At 60.5% G+C, this 15110-nt stretch carries 12 protein-coding genes and 1 pseudogene; 4 read left to right on the top strand and 9 right to left on the bottom strand.

What is annotated here, in order from left to right; genetic code table 11:
* Window positions 1-61 precede the first annotated feature (61 nt).
* From AC4CWH_RS19720 to AC4CWH_RS19705, 4 genes are all read right to left on the bottom strand, one after another.
* On the bottom strand, window positions 62-1288 hold the full coding sequence (locus AC4CWH_RS19720) for an ABC transporter substrate-binding protein (protein ID WP_491322014.1): 1227 nt from the start codon (window positions 1286-1288) through the stop codon (window positions 62-64).
* 34 nt (window positions 1289-1322) lie between these two features.
* A complete protein-coding gene (locus tag AC4CWH_RS19715; protein ID WP_491322013.1) occupies window positions 1323-3140 on the bottom strand; it encodes an ABC transporter permease in 1818 nt (605 codons plus the stop codon).
* Window positions 3141-3214: 74 nt separating this feature from the next.
* Window positions 3215-4054, bottom strand: coding sequence for an inositol monophosphatase family protein (locus tag AC4CWH_RS19710; protein WP_491322012.1), 840 nt, complete (start codon window positions 4052-4054; stop codon window positions 3215-3217).
* Between the two features lie 108 nt (window positions 4055-4162).
* Complete coding sequence (locus AC4CWH_RS19705; RefSeq protein ID WP_491322011.1) at window positions 4163-5152, bottom strand: LacI family DNA-binding transcriptional regulator; 990 nt, start codon at window positions 5150-5152, stop codon at window positions 4163-4165.
* A 468-nt stretch (window positions 5153-5620) separates the two neighbouring features.
* Here AC4CWH_RS19705 and AC4CWH_RS19700 point away from each other — a divergent pair, with 468 nt between their 5' ends.
* Window positions 5621-7981 carry a mechanosensitive ion channel family protein gene (locus AC4CWH_RS19700; protein ID WP_491322010.1) on the top strand — a complete coding sequence of 787 codons (2361 nt, stop codon included), beginning with the start codon at window positions 5621-5623 and terminating at the stop codon, window positions 7979-7981.
* 125 nt (window positions 7982-8106) lie between these two features.
* On the top strand, window positions 8107-10383 hold the full coding sequence (locus AC4CWH_RS19695) for an FdhF/YdeP family oxidoreductase (RefSeq protein ID WP_491322009.1): 2277 nt from the start codon (window positions 8107-8109) through the stop codon (window positions 10381-10383).
* A gap of 57 nt (window positions 10384-10440) precedes the next feature.
* Here the strand turns inward: AC4CWH_RS19695 and AC4CWH_RS19690 are convergent, their stop codons facing one another.
* The 3 genes from AC4CWH_RS19690 to AC4CWH_RS19680 form a co-directional block, all read right to left on the bottom strand.
* Entirely contained in the window at window positions 10441-10968 is a 528-nt protein-coding gene (locus AC4CWH_RS19690; protein WP_491322294.1) for an RES family NAD+ phosphorylase, read from the bottom strand.
* Window positions 10934-11305 carry an antitoxin Xre/MbcA/ParS toxin-binding domain-containing protein gene (locus AC4CWH_RS19685; protein WP_491287315.1) on the bottom strand — a complete coding sequence of 124 codons (372 nt, stop codon included), beginning with the start codon at window positions 11303-11305 and terminating at the stop codon, window positions 10934-10936. The genes AC4CWH_RS19690 and AC4CWH_RS19685 overlap by 35 nt, the downstream gene beginning before the upstream one ends.
* Window positions 11306-11402: 97 nt before the next feature.
* Entirely contained in the window at window positions 11403-12509 is a 1107-nt protein-coding gene (locus tag AC4CWH_RS19680) for a glycoside hydrolase family 25 protein (RefSeq protein WP_491322008.1), read from the bottom strand.
* A gap of 326 nt (window positions 12510-12835) precedes the next feature.
* Here AC4CWH_RS19680 and AC4CWH_RS19675 point away from each other — a divergent pair, with 326 nt between their 5' ends.
* On the top strand, window positions 12836-12994 hold the full coding sequence (locus tag AC4CWH_RS19675; protein ID WP_491287318.1) for a YqaE/Pmp3 family membrane protein: 159 nt from the start codon (window positions 12836-12838) through the stop codon (window positions 12992-12994).
* Window positions 12995-13068: 74 nt separating this feature from the next.
* Here AC4CWH_RS19675 and AC4CWH_RS19670 read toward each other — a convergent pair.
* Window positions 13069-13436: pseudogene (locus AC4CWH_RS19670) on the bottom strand (type II toxin-antitoxin system VapC family toxin).
* A 17-nt stretch (window positions 13437-13453) separates the two neighbouring features.
* On the bottom strand, window positions 13454-13702 hold the full coding sequence (locus AC4CWH_RS19665) for a type II toxin-antitoxin system VapB family antitoxin (protein WP_491322007.1): 249 nt from the start codon (window positions 13700-13702) through the stop codon (window positions 13454-13456).
* Window positions 13703-14220: 518 nt separating this feature from the next.
* Between AC4CWH_RS19665 and AC4CWH_RS19660 the strand changes: the two genes are divergently transcribed.
* Window positions 14221-15069, top strand: a complete 849-nt coding sequence (locus AC4CWH_RS19660) for a sulfite exporter TauE/SafE family protein (protein ID WP_491287320.1) — start codon at window positions 14221-14223, stop codon at window positions 15067-15069.
* Window positions 15070-15110 lie beyond the last annotated feature (41 nt).

The following is a 15110-nucleotide window of genomic DNA, read 5'->3' as shown; positions in this document are numbered from 1 at the left end:
CGGGTTTCCTCCCCCCAAGCTTTCCGGGTTGCTTCACCGCAACCCGGCGCTCTGGTTTTCCTCAGTTGCTGGTCTCGACCACCCAGAAATCGTTGACTTCAGCCACATGGTCGCGCTGGTATTCGGCAGAACCAAACATCTTTCGCACCTTCGGCCAGTTTTCGCCGCCCTTCGGCAACGGCACATCCGTGCGTGGCGAAAACGTGCCGACCTTGAAATAGGCGGCCATGCCCTGCAGCTTCTTCAGGCTTTCGCCATCGCGGTAAGGCTTTTCAAGCTTGGTGTCGGGGGTCAGATCCTTCGACCCCATCTGAAAGGCGATGAACAGCTTGGCTGCATTGGGATGCGTCGACTGACCGGCAATCGCCACATAGGTCGAATAGGCAAACACCCCGGCCGGATCGATGTCGTAGAGCACGGCATTGGCATAATCGTCGCTGCCGTTCTTGTTGATGTAATGCATGCTGGAGAAGGTGATCGGCGGCTTTGCCTGCCCTTTGAGACCGGAGGCCGTCGCGAGCTTGGAGCCGGAATCGTAGATGACGAGATCGTTCTTCAAGAGCCGGTGCAGGAATTCATAACCGGCATTTTCCATGCCGTCGGACAGGACGAGCGGCTTTCCGGCATATTTTTCGTAGGATTTGGCAAAATCATCGGCGTGTTCGACGATGGACGTCAAAAGCGCAAGCGATGTCAGCGAGCCGAGAGGGCTTTTCATGGCAAAGCGCTTGTTCCATGCCGGTTCGGTCAGCTGCCAGACATTGGTGACCGGCGGCGCATCCTTGTAGGTGTCGGAATTGTACATGAGCACGGTCGCTTCAATCACCTGCGTCAGCAACGGTTCGCGAAGCTCGACCGGGATCTTCGCTTCCAGGTAACGCGGCACATAATTGACGATGCGGTGATTGGGCAGGAGATCGTAGAACATCTGGGCGGTGCCGGCGGTGTTGACCACATCCACGGCAAAAATACCCGCCTGCTGTTCGCGCACCACCTTCTCGATCGTCTTTTCCGAGCCGAGATCATAAGCGTTGACCTTGATCTCCGGGTAAAGCTTCATGAAGTCCTCGGCCAGCGCATTGACGGTCGAGGAAGAGGAATAGACGGTCACCTCGCCTTCGGCCTTGGCCTTCTTGACGATCTCCTCCCAGTTCTCGTCCTTGGGCTGGTTGGCGCCAAGTTCTGCCGTCTTCAGCCAGGCATCAAATGCGGCATCCTGTGCGCAGGCCGCCGTGCCGATGAGGCATGCGAATGTGGCGATAGCCACCCGTTTCGTGAGCATTCCCATGTGATCTCTTCCTCCCTGTTGCAAGGTCGCCTCCTCAAGCAAACCCCATCTTCGTATTGCGGAAAACCAGCCGGAACAGGATGTTGCAGCCCACGACCAGTGCAACGAGCAGCAAGGTTGCCGCTCCGATCAGCTGGGGAACATCATCCGTCTGATAGGTGTAGATCACGCTTGCCAGCACAGCCGTCGACGGCGTGACCAGCAGGATGATCAGCGAAAGCTCGCGCATCGTGCCGATGAAGCTCAGTAGCATGCCCGATACCAGTCCCGAGGCGGCAAGAGGTGCAACGATGTGGCGCACACGGCTGACCCAGCCGATACCTTGCACACGGGCCGATTCTTCGAGGGACTTGTCGATCTGCAGCATCGCGGCAATGCCCGTGCGCGATGTGTAGGGCAGGTTCTTCACCGCCGCGATCAGAACCAGCAGGGCAAATGTCCCGTAAAGTGCCGGGATGGGCCCCACCGGTCGCGAAAACATGCCGATATAGATGGCGCCAAACGCCACGGCCGGAAAGATGTAAGGCAGGAAGGCTGCCAGCTCCAGCGCCCGCGAGGACAGGCTTCCGCGTGTCTTCACCACCACGTAACCGATGAGAAAACCGAGAATGCCGGTGGCAATGGCGGTGAAGAAGGCCAGCCTGAGGCTGTTCCAGGCCGCGTGCAGGATCTGCGGGTTCTGGAAAACGCCGGCATAGATCGCATTGACGCCACCGCGCGCGCCAATCCAGTAATGCAGGGTCAGATTGGAAAGGTCATAGTTGCCGGCGGTACGTGACAGCGACTGCAGCACGAGCAATCCCAGCGGCAGAACCACGGTCACGCACATCAGCACAACGACGAAGGCGAACACCAGCCATTTGGCGCGGCCGAGATCGATTTCGCGCCGGCGAAATCCCTTGCCGGACATGGTGACGAAGCTCTTGCGCACACCGATCATGCGCTGGTTGATCCAGATGAACAGAACAGCCATCAACACCAGCACCAGCGCCAGCAGATAACCATCGCCCACATTGCGTGACCCGATGGCGGCATAGATCTGGGTCGGCAGCACGAAATAACGGATGGGCATGCCGAGCACGGCGGGCGTTCCAAACGACCCGATCACGCGGATGAAGGTCATGACAACAGCCGAGCCGACGGCTGGAAGAACAAGCGGCGCGGTGATCGAGACGAACTGGCGCAGCCGCGACATGCCGGCGATGGCGCCTGCCTCTTCGAGCTGGCTGTCGACCGTGGCAAGCGATCCGGAAATGATCAGGAAGCCGTAGACGTAATAATGCAGCGACAGGCAGATGATGATGGGTATGCCGCCAAAGGCGATCCAATCGGGCGGCTGGACGCCAAAGAGATAGGCAAAAACGCCGGACGCTCCGCCCACCCGGTCATTCTTGAAAAAGGTCACCCAGGCCAGCGCCATCACCCAGGATGGCAACATATAGGGCATCACCACCGCCGTGTTGACGAACTCGCGATAGGGCACGTTGGTGCGCACGACGATCCAGGCAAGCAGCGCGCCCAGCGCCAGGCAGATGATCGTTGCCCCAAATGCAGTCACCAGCGAGTTCATGAACGGCTTGTAGAACAGTGCCCAGGAAAGCCGGCTGCCAAAGACGCGCTCATAGTGGAACAGCGTCAGCTCTCCCGGCTGGCGCCCGGGCAGATAGGGGGAATCATACGGCTGGACGGTGATCGTTTCCCGCACCAGCTGAAACAGCGGCACGATGACGAGGAGCCCCAGCAAGATGGCAAGGCCAAGCGCTATCAGCCGCTCCGGCGCCGAGACGAAATGCGCCACACGGCGCATCCAGCGCTGGCCATCGCGGCTCGCTGTTTCTGAAAATAGGGTCACTCTGTTTCTCCTCCCAGACGGCGCTCCAAGCCGTTTATTCCGCAGATCGCGTGTCAGTCGCGATCCCCTCCCCTTCAGGCTGCGTGGTTCCTCTCGCGCCTGCCTTGCGGTTCAGCCAGCACGATGCCGACCGCGTCGCTGACGCCATCGGCGATCGCCGGCGCGCTGGCAAGAACTGCACCGCCAGTCTGCAAGGACCCGATTTCGAAGAACGGACAAACCCGGCCGCCCGCTTCCACCACCAGCAGCAGGCCCGGCACGCAATCCCAGGAATTCATGTGCAGCTCGACATAAGCATCCGAGCGGCCGTCCGCGACATAGGCCAGCGCCATGGCGCCGGAACCCGCCCGCCGCACATTGGCGCCCTTGTCCAGAAGCCGTGTCATGGCATCAAGATATCGCGTGTTGGGGATGCGGGTCGACCAGCCCAGTTCGACCGATGCGATGTCAAAACGGTCGGTACGGGCCGCCGAGATCGGCTGGCCGTTGCGGGTTGCCCCTTCGCCGGCACGGGAAAAATACAGCTCGTCCAGCGCCGGATTGTAGATCGCCGCAAGCTTTGCAACATTGCCTTCCACATAACCGATGGAAATGCAGAAATGCGGGATGCCGCGGGCAAAATTGGCGGTGCCGTCAATCGGATCAACAACCCAGACCCGCTCGCGGATGTCTCCGCCACCCTCCTCGCCAAAAAAGCTGTCATCCGGGAAGGCTGCCGCAATACGCTCCCGGATATGCGCTTCGGACGCCGCGTCGGTTTCCGTCAGATAATCCTGCGGCCCCTTCATCGAGAAGTCAGCCGCCTTGCCATTTTGAAAGCCTTCAAGGACCAGGGCTCCGGCAGAAAGAATGACATCCCGGCACAGCTGCGCGCGGCCATCCAGATCGTTTGCATAGGTCATTGCTGAGGGCATGCGTATTCTTCTCCCTTGAACACGTGTGCAATATTGCACACGTGTTCATTCGGTGCAAGCGCGTATCTGGCACTGGTTTGAAAAACTCTGGTCAAGACGTGGGTATCGTCAGCGCCGGACGGTGTTGCGCTCGATCAGCGTCACGGGGACATTGGTGATGACGGACTGACCAAGCTCATGATCGAGCGCTGCCAGCACGGCCTCTGTGAGAACTTCGAACGATTGCGCAATCGTCGTAAGTTCGTAGCTTCTCCAGGAAGCCTGTGGAATATCGTCAAAGCCGATGACGGAGAGGTCTTCGGGCACGAGGCGTCCCATGTCATTGCGGGCACCATCGAGAAATCCGAGCGCCATGATATCGGTGACGCAGAATGCACCGTCGATCTGTCGGTCGGAGAGCAGCTCGCGAGCCGCCTTCAGGCCGGTCTCATAGGTCGTCGGGCCATCGCGCCAGACGACGATATCCGTGCCGGCGGCGGTCATGACGTTGGAAAATGCCTCGCACCGGCGCAACTGGGTCGGCGTCTCGGATCCACTTGTGACGACGGCGACCTTTTGACATCCCGCTGTCTTCAGGCGCTCGGCGGCAAGCGTTGCTCCGGCAATATCATCGCTGAGGATGATATCGGTATCGGACCTTGCAAGCTGCCGGTTGATGACGATGAGCTTGACGCCGTTGGCAAGGCATTCGTCGACGATCGACATCGGTGGTTCGCCGGAGAGAACGACAATGGCACGTGCCCGAAACTCGAAAATCAGTTCGATCAGAGGCGCAATATCGCTGCGCGCATCCGCAGCATTCAACAGCAGGCATTGCTGGCCGCGCCGCAGCAACCCGATGCTGAGCATGTCCAGCTGTTTTGCCATGAAGGGCAAAGACAGGTTTGCCCCGACGACGCCCACCAGATTGGAGGAGGAATTGTTGAGCCCCTGGGCAAGCCTGTTGACGCGGTATCCCAGTTCCTGGGCAGCTTGCAGGACTTTTCGGCGCACATCGGGCGAGACGCTGGCGCCTTCCGTAAAGGTCCGGGAGACGGCAGAGCGCGAAACGCCCGCTCTTTGAGCGACGTCGACGGACGTGACAAAGGCCTTGGCCATGGAATTCCAGCGCACAGAAAAGGTTGTAGATCGTTCACCGCACTACGATACTTTTCTTGTCCATTCAATGTCGGCCTTCCGTCCGGCGTCTCATCATGCCTTGCGCAGAGAGGACGCTCTCGCGGCGCCCGCAAACGCGGCGTCGCCAATCTTGGATTTTTCACGTCCCGGACGCATCGCAAGCGTCGGCCAAAAACGCCAGGGTCGTTCCGCAATCGCAATATACCGCCAGCCGAAGCTGAAGAGCGGTATTACGCCATGCTGAATGAGGCACCCATGGCCGCATAGCTTAAACGAAATGGCCTACGGTAAACCCGGCGCCATTCAGATCCGGCAGCGTATACGCAACACCGTTGCCAAGCGAACGCTTTGTCGGCATCATCCGGACCGGTCGCGGCCAGAAGCCCTCAGGCGCCGGACGCGACCACCATAGGGAAAGCCGGGCCAAGCGCCCCTGGAACACATCGCATGACGCAACCGCGTTGCCTGCCGACCGCGTGCCGCACGTTTGCTGCCGCCGTATTTTCCCTGATCAGCCTTTTGACGGGCGGGACCGTCCATGCCGCAGAGCCGGTGACCATTACGGTCAATCCCGGCCAGAGCCAGGCCGATATCGATGCGGTGATGAAGGCTGCCGGCGCCGATGGCCGGCCGGTCGAAATCAGGATTGCAGCCCCCTCCCCAGCCAATCCTGCCGCCGATGCGCCAGACGCGAGGACGGTGGCACCCGCAGCGGTTACGCAACCGTCATCGTCTGCGCCAACGGCAGGTATTGCCTCATCAACGGCCACATCCACGCCGGCCAACCCGCCCCCAGCCCAGTCCCCGATCCCGGCCCCGCCAATAACAGCGGCTTCCGCGCCAGTGGCTGAAGACGGCAGCCGGCCGGCCCCGACGGTGGCCATGACGGAAATGTGGGTGGTCTCGGATGTGTGGGCTGCCCTTGCCAAGGGCACGCAGATGTCGGCGGCCGGTGTCGTTGGCCTGCCCGCCGCCTTTCGCTCCAGCTGGTCCACACTTGAGGCAGACCGCTACGGGCCGCGCGAGGCGCTGTTTTACGCGCTGTTTGCCGGCCTTTGCGGACTTGCTGCGGCAGCCCTCGTCAGCCTCGGTGCCGGGCCGCTTGTTCTGGCGCATGTCCCCGCGCACCCCTTTTGGCGGGCCACTGTGCGGCTTGTCATCGATGGTATCGGCATCCTGCTCTTCCTATCGATCTCCCATGCCATCCTGCAACAATCGATGGCGCGCGGGCTGTTTTCCCATCAGGTGGCGCTTGCCATTGTCGCGACGTTTGCCGGCATGCTGATCTACATGGCCGTGGCGCGCTTTGCCTTCAGGCCGTCCCTTGCCGGGCGCTCGCCGCTCATCAACATCAACCGGCCAAACTGGCACTTTGCCATGATGACGCTCTACGGCACGCTGAATGCCTTCATCGGCAATTCCGTGAGGCTCGCCGATGTGCGCATGCTGGCGCCGGAGGCGGCAGACAGCTGGCTGTTTCTGACCAGTTCCGTGCTGACGGTGGTCAAACTCTGGTGGTTCATCGCCGGCCGCCGCGACATTGCAGACGTGTTTGCCGGGCGCGACGCAAGCCCGTTCCGCCGTGCGGTTGGAACAGGACTTGCGGATTTCTACATCGTCTCGGCCATCCTCATCTGGGTTGCCGGCCTTCTGGTGTCGGGCACCTCGCACAATGCCGTCTGGGCACGTGCGGCAGGCACAACGCAATTCCTCATCATCATGATCCCCATTCTGGATCTCGCCATCGTTTCGCTCGTCAGTGCAAGAGCGCGCCGGCGCGAGGCAAAATCCGGGCCGGGCCTTCCCTCGGTTCTGCTCTGGAGCCTGCGCACGCCGCTTGCCGGCGCTGTCTGGCTGATTGGCCTGCATCTCATCGTGGAACTGTGGGAACCGCTGATGATGGGCGCCACCACGCTCATCACCTCCTGGCTGCTCTGGCTTGAAAAACTCAGCTTTTCGCTCATCGTCAGCTGGAGCCTCTGCAGTTTCCTCATGAAATACTTCGAGGCGATTGCGCCAGCCACCGCCGTCATCCTGCCCGGCACGGAAGACGAGGCGCATGACAAGACGACGAGCCGCCTGACCACTGTTCTCCCCATCGTGCGCAACCTCATCCTCGGTGCCGTCATGGCCATTGCGGCACTGGTGGTGATTTCGTCTGCCGGCATCGATGTGGCACCGCTTCTGGCTGGCTTCGGCGTGCTGGGCCTTGCCCTTTCCTTCGGTTCGCAGACGCTGGTGAAGGATGTCGTGTCCGGCATTTTTTTCCTTGCCGAAGATGCCTTCCGCATTGGCGAATATATCGACTGCGGCAAGTTGATGGGAACTGTGGAGCAGATCTCGCTGCGTTCCGTTCGTCTTCGCCACCACAATGGCCCCATCCACACCATTCCCTTCGGGCAGATTGCCTCCGTCACCAATTACAGCCGCGACTGGGGCACGACGAAGTTCGAACTGCGCTTCGACCGCGACGCGGATCTGGAAAGCATCCGCAAAACCGCCAAGAAGGTTGGCATCGGGCTTCTGGAACATCCTGAATTCGGGGGTGATTTCCTCGTGCCGTTGAAGATGCAGGGCATCCAGAGCGTCAACGAAACCTCCATGGTGATCCGCTTCAAGTTTACCGCACGCCCCGGCAAACCAAGCCTCATCAAACGCGAGGGCATGAAACGCCTGCTCGCCGCCTGCCGAGAGGCGGGCCTGCCGCTTGCCTCCAATGCCGTGGTGGTGCGCTCCGGCACCAGCACGGTTGCCGAAAGCGGCGCGGCCTCGACCGTCGTTCCCCTGCCGGTCAGCCAGAGCGCCTGAAGGAACGCGGCATTCGGTCGCGCAGACCGCGCGCGTCCATCTTTCAGGGAACATTGCGCTCTCCCCCGAGTTGCCGATGGGTCGAAAGACCCGTTCGAAGCAGCAGCAGCCCAGGGAGAAGCGCCATGTCCGACCAGAACACCGTGCAATATGAGGGCCCGGCCGGCGGATGGGGTTCCTTGCGCGGCATTACCCGCGTTTTCGGCAATGAGTGGCCAACGCCTGCTGTCCTCGATACGCTCGCCCACCAGAACAAGCCGGGCGGCTTCATGTGTGTCTCCTGCGCCTGGACGAAACCCGCCAACCACAACCCGCTGGAATTTTGTGAAAACGGCGCCAAGGCAACGATCTGGGAGCTGACAACGCGCCGCTGCACGCCGGCGTTTTTTGAAAAACACACGGTGAGCGAGCTGAAAGAATGGAGCGACCACGATCTTGAGCATGAAGGGCGCCTGACCCATCCCCTGCGCTACGACCGGACGCGCGACCGCTACGTGCCCTGCTCCTGGGAAGAAGCCTTCTCGGCCATCGGCAGGGAGCTGAAGGCGCTCGATCCCAAATCCGTGATCTTTTACGCATCCGGTCGCGCAAGCCTCGAAACCTCTTATCTCTACGCCCTGTTTGCGCGTCTCTATGGCACGAACAACCTGCCCGACAGTTCCAACATGTGCCACGAGACGACCTCGGTCGGCCTCAAAAAGGTGATCGGCTCGCCTGTGGGTACCTCCGTCTACGAGGACTTTTCCACCTGTGATGCGATCTTTTTCTTTGGCCAGAATACCGGTTCCAACAGCCCGCGTTTCCTGCATCCGCTTCAGGAGGCGGTGAAGCGCGGCTGTCGCATCGTCACCTTCAATCCCGTGCGTGAGCGGGGGCTGGAGGCAATGATCAATCCGCAGAGCCCGACGGAAATGCTGACAGGCCATGAGACGCCGATTTCCTGCCAGTATCTGCAGGTGAAAGCCGGCGGCGATATCGCAGCCCTGATGGGGCTCTGCAAGCATGTGCTTGCCCGCCACGAGGAAGCGCAGAAAGACGGCCGCAGCGTTCTCGATCTTGATTTCATCGAGCGCCATACATCCGGTTTCGACGCCTTTCTCGAGACGCTGCGCGCCACAGGCTGGGACGAGATCGAACAGAATTCCGGCCTCACGCGTCAAGCGCTGCAGGCAGCCGGCCAGGTTTATGTTGAGGCCGAGCGCGCCATCGGCATCTATGGCATGGGGCTGACGCAGCAGGTCCACGGCTTTGACAATATCGCCATGTTCGTCAACCTCCTGCTGATGAAGGGCAATATCGGCCGCGATGGCACCGGCATTTCTCCTGTGCGCGGTCATTCCAATGTGCAGGGCCAGCGCACCGTCGGCATTTCGGAAAAGCCCGAACTGGTGCCGATGGACAAGCTTGGTAAGATGTTCGGCTTTGCGCCGCCAATGGAAAAGGGCATGAACACGGTGGAAGCCTGCGAGGGCATGCTGTCAGGCACGGTCAAAAGCTTCATCGGTCTTGGCGGCAATTTCGTGCGGGCCATTCCCGATACCGATGTGATGGAAGAGGCATGGCAAAAAATGCGTCTCACCGTTCAGATCGCCACGAAACTCAACCGCAGCCACCTCATCAATGGCGAAGTGGCCTATCTCCTGCCCTGCCTTGGCCGCACAGAGGAAGACATGCAGGCGTCCGGCCCGCAGACGGTCACCATGGAAGACACGTTTTCCTGCATTCACGGCTCGATTGGCCGGCGCAAGCCAGCCAGCAAGGAGCTGTTGTCGGAAATGGCAATCGTTGCCGGTATCGCCAAGGCCACATTGCCTCAGAACCCGAAAGTCCGGTGGGACGAGTGGGTGGGCAATTACGGCCTTGTGCGCGATCTCATCGAAGAAACCTATCCGGAGGAGTTCCATGATTTCAACGGGCGCATGTTTACCCCCGGCGGCTTTTACCGCGGCAATAGCGCCCGCGAGCGGATCTGGAAGACCGAAAGCGGACGAGCCGAATTTACCGTGCCCAAGGAACTTTCCGCCGCAGGTTTTGCCGATGCGGCCGGCCGCTACCGTCTGATCACGCTGCGCAGCAACGACCAGTTCAACACCACGATCTATGGCTATAGCGACCGCCTGCGCGGCATCGAGGGCACGCGTGACGTGCTGTTGATCAACCCGGACGAGATGGCCCGCAACGGGCTGACCGAGGGACAGATCGTCGGCCTCGCTTCCTATGCAGACGATGGCCGCGATCGTTTTGTCGGCGGGCTGAAGGTGACCCCCTTCGACCTGCCGGACGGCTGTCTTGGCGGTTATTACCCCGAGTTGAATGTGCTCGTGCCGCTCTCCCACCACGACGTGGAATCAAAAACCCCGGCCTCGAAAGCCGTGCCGGTGCGCATCGTGGCAAGCGGCTAAAGGGTTTGCTCCAGCAAACCCAAGCGCCGACATCCGCGCCGAAGCAGGCGCTTGGCCTCACATCCATGAAGCGGATGTCTTTGGCAGACGACCTTCGGGATCGATGACGGAAAGGGTCGGTGCGCCCGGCCAGTTCCATCGCCACAGGGCCACACAACTGCCGCCGGGCGACATGAACGACGGGTAGATCACCCCGTGAAAGCCCACCGCCCGCAGGCGTGCCTGCGCCGCATGGGTGTCTGGCAAAAGCCCCGCATCCAGATCGGCCCGCCACTCGCAGGTGTGGATCGTGGCGGAAATCCCAAGGGCAGCGCAATGCGTGGCATCGGTGAGATCCGCCAGCCGGGCGCCAGACAGCGTCAGCTGTGCGATCAGCGCCGGATGCTGCACAAAACCCTGGTTATATTCGGCCCAGGCGGTGGACAGTTCGCGTGCGGCATAGATGGTGGGTTGCCCGACCGGGTTCCAGCGGCCACCAAAGCGGGAAGCGCCCTCACCGGACAGCGGCGCATGGGCCCATTGCGGCACATAGGCACGCCACAAAATGATGTCAGGCATAAACGCCGGACCGGACAGCTTCGAGATACTGGAGAACCTTGTCAGCCTTGCCTTCTGAAACGAGGTCATAGGCCGTCTTGCCGGCCCAGCCGGGGATCGGCTGATGTTTGAACCAGATTGCCGCACGCTGCTCGTCGCCGGCCATTTCGGCAACCATGGCCAGAATGCGCACGACGGGGCTCAGCGCCTGATCCACCTTGCGCTGACCTGCCTTTGCCGAGAGAGTATTGCGGGCAACACCGATCATGCGCGCAAGTTCGCTCTGCGTCAGCCCCAGAAGCTCCGACACAAGGCGGGGCGACAGGAAGGGCGATTGCGGATCGCTGAAAGATCCGGCGGCGTTTTCGAAGAGCAGCGCAGACAAGGCTCATCTCCCGAGCGTGGATTGATCATCACCTGCTTAAACTAGGCGCAATCTACGCCCGTTTCAAGGAAAATCCACAGGCTAGGATTTGACCCAATTAGCGGGATGCCACCGCGCCCCCGGGGCGACCATCGGTCCAGCGATGCCATTCCTCTTCGCTGCCGTGGAAAACGTTGAGATCGATCTTGCCCGATACGCCCTGCGACAGACCGGAGCCGGAATACTGCCAGAACACCCAGCGGCGGCCCGGATAAACCTTGGAGGGGTGCTGTGCCACAGCCCGCAGCCAGAACGGATAGTTCTGGAAGGCGCCGCGCAGGTTGTCGGCATAAAAATCGGGGGCGGTGTAGATCACCGGGCGCTTGCCGTAATGGCGCTCGAGAAGATCCATGAAGACCTGCATTTTCTCACGCACCTTTTCCGGCGACAAGCGACGCTTGCAGCTGGAATCGCCATTATATTCGACGTCGATGACCGGCGGCAGCGCATCCGGGTCACGCGGCACATTGCGGATGAACCAGGCCGCCTGTTCGCTTGCCACCCGGCACCAGTAGAAGAAATGGTAGGCACCGCGCTTGATGCCTGCCTCGTCGGCGCGGCGCCAGTTCGTCTTGAACATCGGATCCAGATGGTCGCCGCCATCGGTTGCCTTGATATAGGCGAAATTGGCGCCCTGCGAACGCAGTTTTGCCCAGTCGATCTCGCCCTGCCAGCGCGACACGTCGACACCATGGACGGCGTGGTTGCGCGGCGAAACCCGGCCGAAATTGATTGGCTTTGCATCACGGAACTGGTGGCGATAGATGCGCGACCGCGTCATCATGCGCTCCGGCGGTGCGGCCATCGTCACCGGCCGTTCCATCGGCATCGGCGCGCTTGCCGTCAGCGCCACATTCTCGATTGGCTGGTTTACGCTGTTGTCACCCGCCCAGGCCAGCGCGTCGGGATGAGGGGCGGCGAGATCGGCCACTGGCTCCTGCACCGGGGCGGGCACGGCCTGCGGTGAAACCGCGGCGCGGGCCATCTTGGGCGCGGCGCGCGGGGCATCGCTGCTGCCAAGCGCTGCCGGCGGTACAGGGGCTTTAATGGCGCTGGTGGTTTCCTGCGACGGCTCAATCGACAGCACGTCTTCCGTTGCGCTGGACCGGCATCCTGCAATGGCCAGGCAACCGATAAGGATCGTCGATAGAGCAGAAATACGCATGAAACCGATACTCTGTACGCGAACGGACCGTGCGGGTTACCATGACGGGCTCCCGCGTTGATAGCTAACAGAGTTTTACCGGCAAATGCTGAATCCAATGTTTACGAGGCAGCGCCGCATCCTCTGGCGTGCATGCATTCACTGAAATGTGTCCAGAGGTTTATCCCGAATACCGCAACGACGTGACCATCACTTACCGGATTGGCGGACGCAAGAAGTTCCTGCCCCGCGGTGACCGCTCTGTGCTTTCCCGCAAAATGCGTGATGAACCAATTGGCCCCTGCTGCGTTGTGGGTCCTTCTATTGGAACAAAAGGGGGATTACCCATGGACGTCATCCGCATTCTCTTCGCCATCCTTCTGCCGCCCGTCGGCGTCTTTCTCCAGGTGGGCATCGGCTTGCACTTCTGGCTGAACATCCTTTTGACGCTCTGCGGCTACATCCCCGGCATCATCCACGCGATCTGGGTGATCATAAAGAAGTAAGGGGCCTTTTTAGGCAGGCTGGCGGATAGCCGATCGCTTCGCGCAAGCAGTCCAATCAGGGGACGGTTCGCACGTCATGCAGCCGAACGAATGTCTGTCTCGGTGAAATCGTTGCCCTTGAACAACAATGGTTCGCCGAGATCTTTCGCGAGAGCATAAGCAAAGCAGTCGCCGAAATTCAGTCCAGCTCTGTGTCTGCCCTTGCCGAAATCGAGGAATGCCTGTCGAGCCAGATGGCCCTGCTCGACGGTCACTGGTTCGATGTAAATCGCCGCGCGGCGGAGTAAAGCACGGCCTGCCTCATGCCCTCCGGCCCGAGCTGCTTTTCGATCACCATGGACAATTCCAGATAGCTTGCCACGCTGATCCGCCTGGTTGCGGAATCGTGGATAAGTCGCGTGAAGGCAGCAGCCTCCGGCTCGCCATAGAGGATCGCCACCATAACGGACGTGTCGATAATCATTTCGGCAGGCCGTTCTCGTCGTAAAGAAGCTCGGCGTGATCGGCATAAGGTCGCTTCAGATGGGCTTTGGCCCTTTCGGCGATCGCCATAAGTTCTTCAATAGACGCCCTGCCTCTCTGTTTTTCAATTTGCGCATATCGCTCACGCAGAGCGTCGGTCACGACGCGGCTCATACTCTGCCCGGTTGCATGAGCAATCGCCTGAGCGAGCCGATGCGCTTCAGGGTCTTTCACGTTGAGGCTCATGTGGAGAACCTTTCTACCTAGTCAGCCAATTTTCTATCATTCTACCCTATTGCACCACAGGGTCCAAGTGAACATGCAGTACCAGAACAGCCTCTGCCTTCATGCGCCATATCCGGATCAACGCTGGAATTATACTGATCGTCATTGATCAGAATAATTGCGCCCATTGGTGTCGGCCGATCGACATGATCTTCTATGGTGGTTCCTGGAGCGTTCCCCACGCGTGACAGAAGGGCCGACGACATCCTTGCAAGGCAGGCAGACTGCAGCAAGCTGATTCACCACGGGCCGCTAGCAAAGGCAGGCATCCACCGAATTCTGTATAAAAACTCGAACTGAAAACCTGAGGTTCGATCGATCGAACGTGCAGGTTGCTTGTCGTATACAAATGGAAGTGCTGCAGCACAGCGCGCACTCGTTTTCTCCCATCGAACCGCTTTTGCGCCAGCCGCCCTTGGCGCACCGGCGGTCCTGGTCTAGCAAGGCGCATAGCGGCTTGTGCCGAAGGGGTGGGACTGATGTTGTTTGGCGTAGAAATTTCCGAACTGATCCTGCTGGCACTTGCCATGGCAGCCGCCGGCGCCTTGACGGGTGTTCTGGCGGGGTTGTTCGGTGTGGGTGGTGGCACGGTGATCGTGCCGGTGCTTTACGAGCTTTTTCGCGTCCTCGGCGTGCCCGAGGATATGCGCATGCCGCTCTGCGTCGGCACCTCGCTTGCGATTATCATTCCCACCTCGTTTAAATCCTTTCGTGCCCACCGGGCCAAGGGCGCGGTGGATCTTTCCATCCTGAAACTCTGGGCCGTACCGATCGTGGCGGGCGTTCTCGCCGGCAGCGTGGTCGCGCGTTATGCGCCGCCGGAAGTGTTCAAGGTCGTGTTCATCGCGGTTGCCGGCTTTTCGGCCATCCGCCTTTTGTTTGGCCGGGAAAGCTGGCGGCTGGGCACCACGCTTCCGGGAAAACTGGCGCTTCGGGTCTATGGTGTGGTGATTGGCGTCTTGTCGTCGCTGATGGGCATTGGCGGCGGGCAGTTGTCGACGCTGCTGTTGACGTTTTACGGTCGACCGATCCATCAGGCAGTCGCGACCTCGTCCGGCGTCGGGCTGCTCGTCTCCATTCCCGGCGCCATCGGTTATATCTATGCCGGCTGGGGGCGGGCGGCGAACTATCCAGATGTCGCCGCGATCCAGTTTCCGCTGGCCATCGGTTTCGTGTCGCTGATCGGCGCGGTGTTGTTCATTCCGACCAGCGTGCTCTGCGCCTCCTTCGGGGCAAACCTTGCCCACAAGCTCTCCCGCAAAAAGCTGGAGCTTGCCTTCGGCCTGTTTCTGGCGCTGATCTGCCTGCGTTTTCTCGTCTCGCTTTAAGCGCAGACCCGGCCGATCAAGCCGAGTTGAGTTTGCCTGGT

Source organism: Neorhizobium sp. PAMB6716, from assembly GCF_058242805.1.
Note: the sequence above shows the minus strand (reverse complement) of the source record. Positions and strands in the feature narration are given on the sequence as shown.

Bases quoted from the DNA above. Each gene is read 5' to 3' on its own strand.
- AC4CWH_RS19720 (WP_491322014.1), bottom strand. From the start codon at position 1,288: ATGGGAATGCTCACGAAACGGGTGGCTATCGCCACATTCGCATGCCTC.
- AC4CWH_RS19710 (WP_491322012.1), bottom strand. From the start codon at position 4,054: ATGCCCTCAGCAATGACCTATGCAAACGATCTGGATGGCCGCGCGCAG.
- AC4CWH_RS19705 (WP_491322011.1), bottom strand. From the start codon at position 5,152: ATGGCCAAGGCCTTTGTCACGTCCGTCGACGTCGCTCAAAGAGCGGGC.
- AC4CWH_RS19700 (WP_491322010.1), top strand. From the start codon at position 5,621: ATGACGCAACCGCGTTGCCTGCCGACCGCGTGCCGCACGTTTGCTGCC.
- AC4CWH_RS19695 (WP_491322009.1), top strand. From the start codon at position 8,107: ATGTCCGACCAGAACACCGTGCAATATGAGGGCCCGGCCGGCGGATGG.
- AC4CWH_RS19680 (WP_491322008.1), bottom strand. From the start codon at position 12,509: ATGCGTATTTCTGCTCTATCGACGATCCTTATCGGTTGCCTGGCCATT.
- AC4CWH_RS19675 (WP_491287318.1), top strand. From the start codon at position 12,836: ATGGACGTCATCCGCATTCTCTTCGCCATCCTTCTGCCGCCCGTCGGC.
- AC4CWH_RS19665 (WP_491322007.1), bottom strand. From the start codon at position 13,702: ATGAGCCTCAACGTGAAAGACCCTGAAGCGCATCGGCTCGCTCAGGCG.
- AC4CWH_RS19660 (WP_491287320.1), top strand. From the start codon at position 14,221: ATGTTGTTTGGCGTAGAAATTTCCGAACTGATCCTGCTGGCACTTGCC.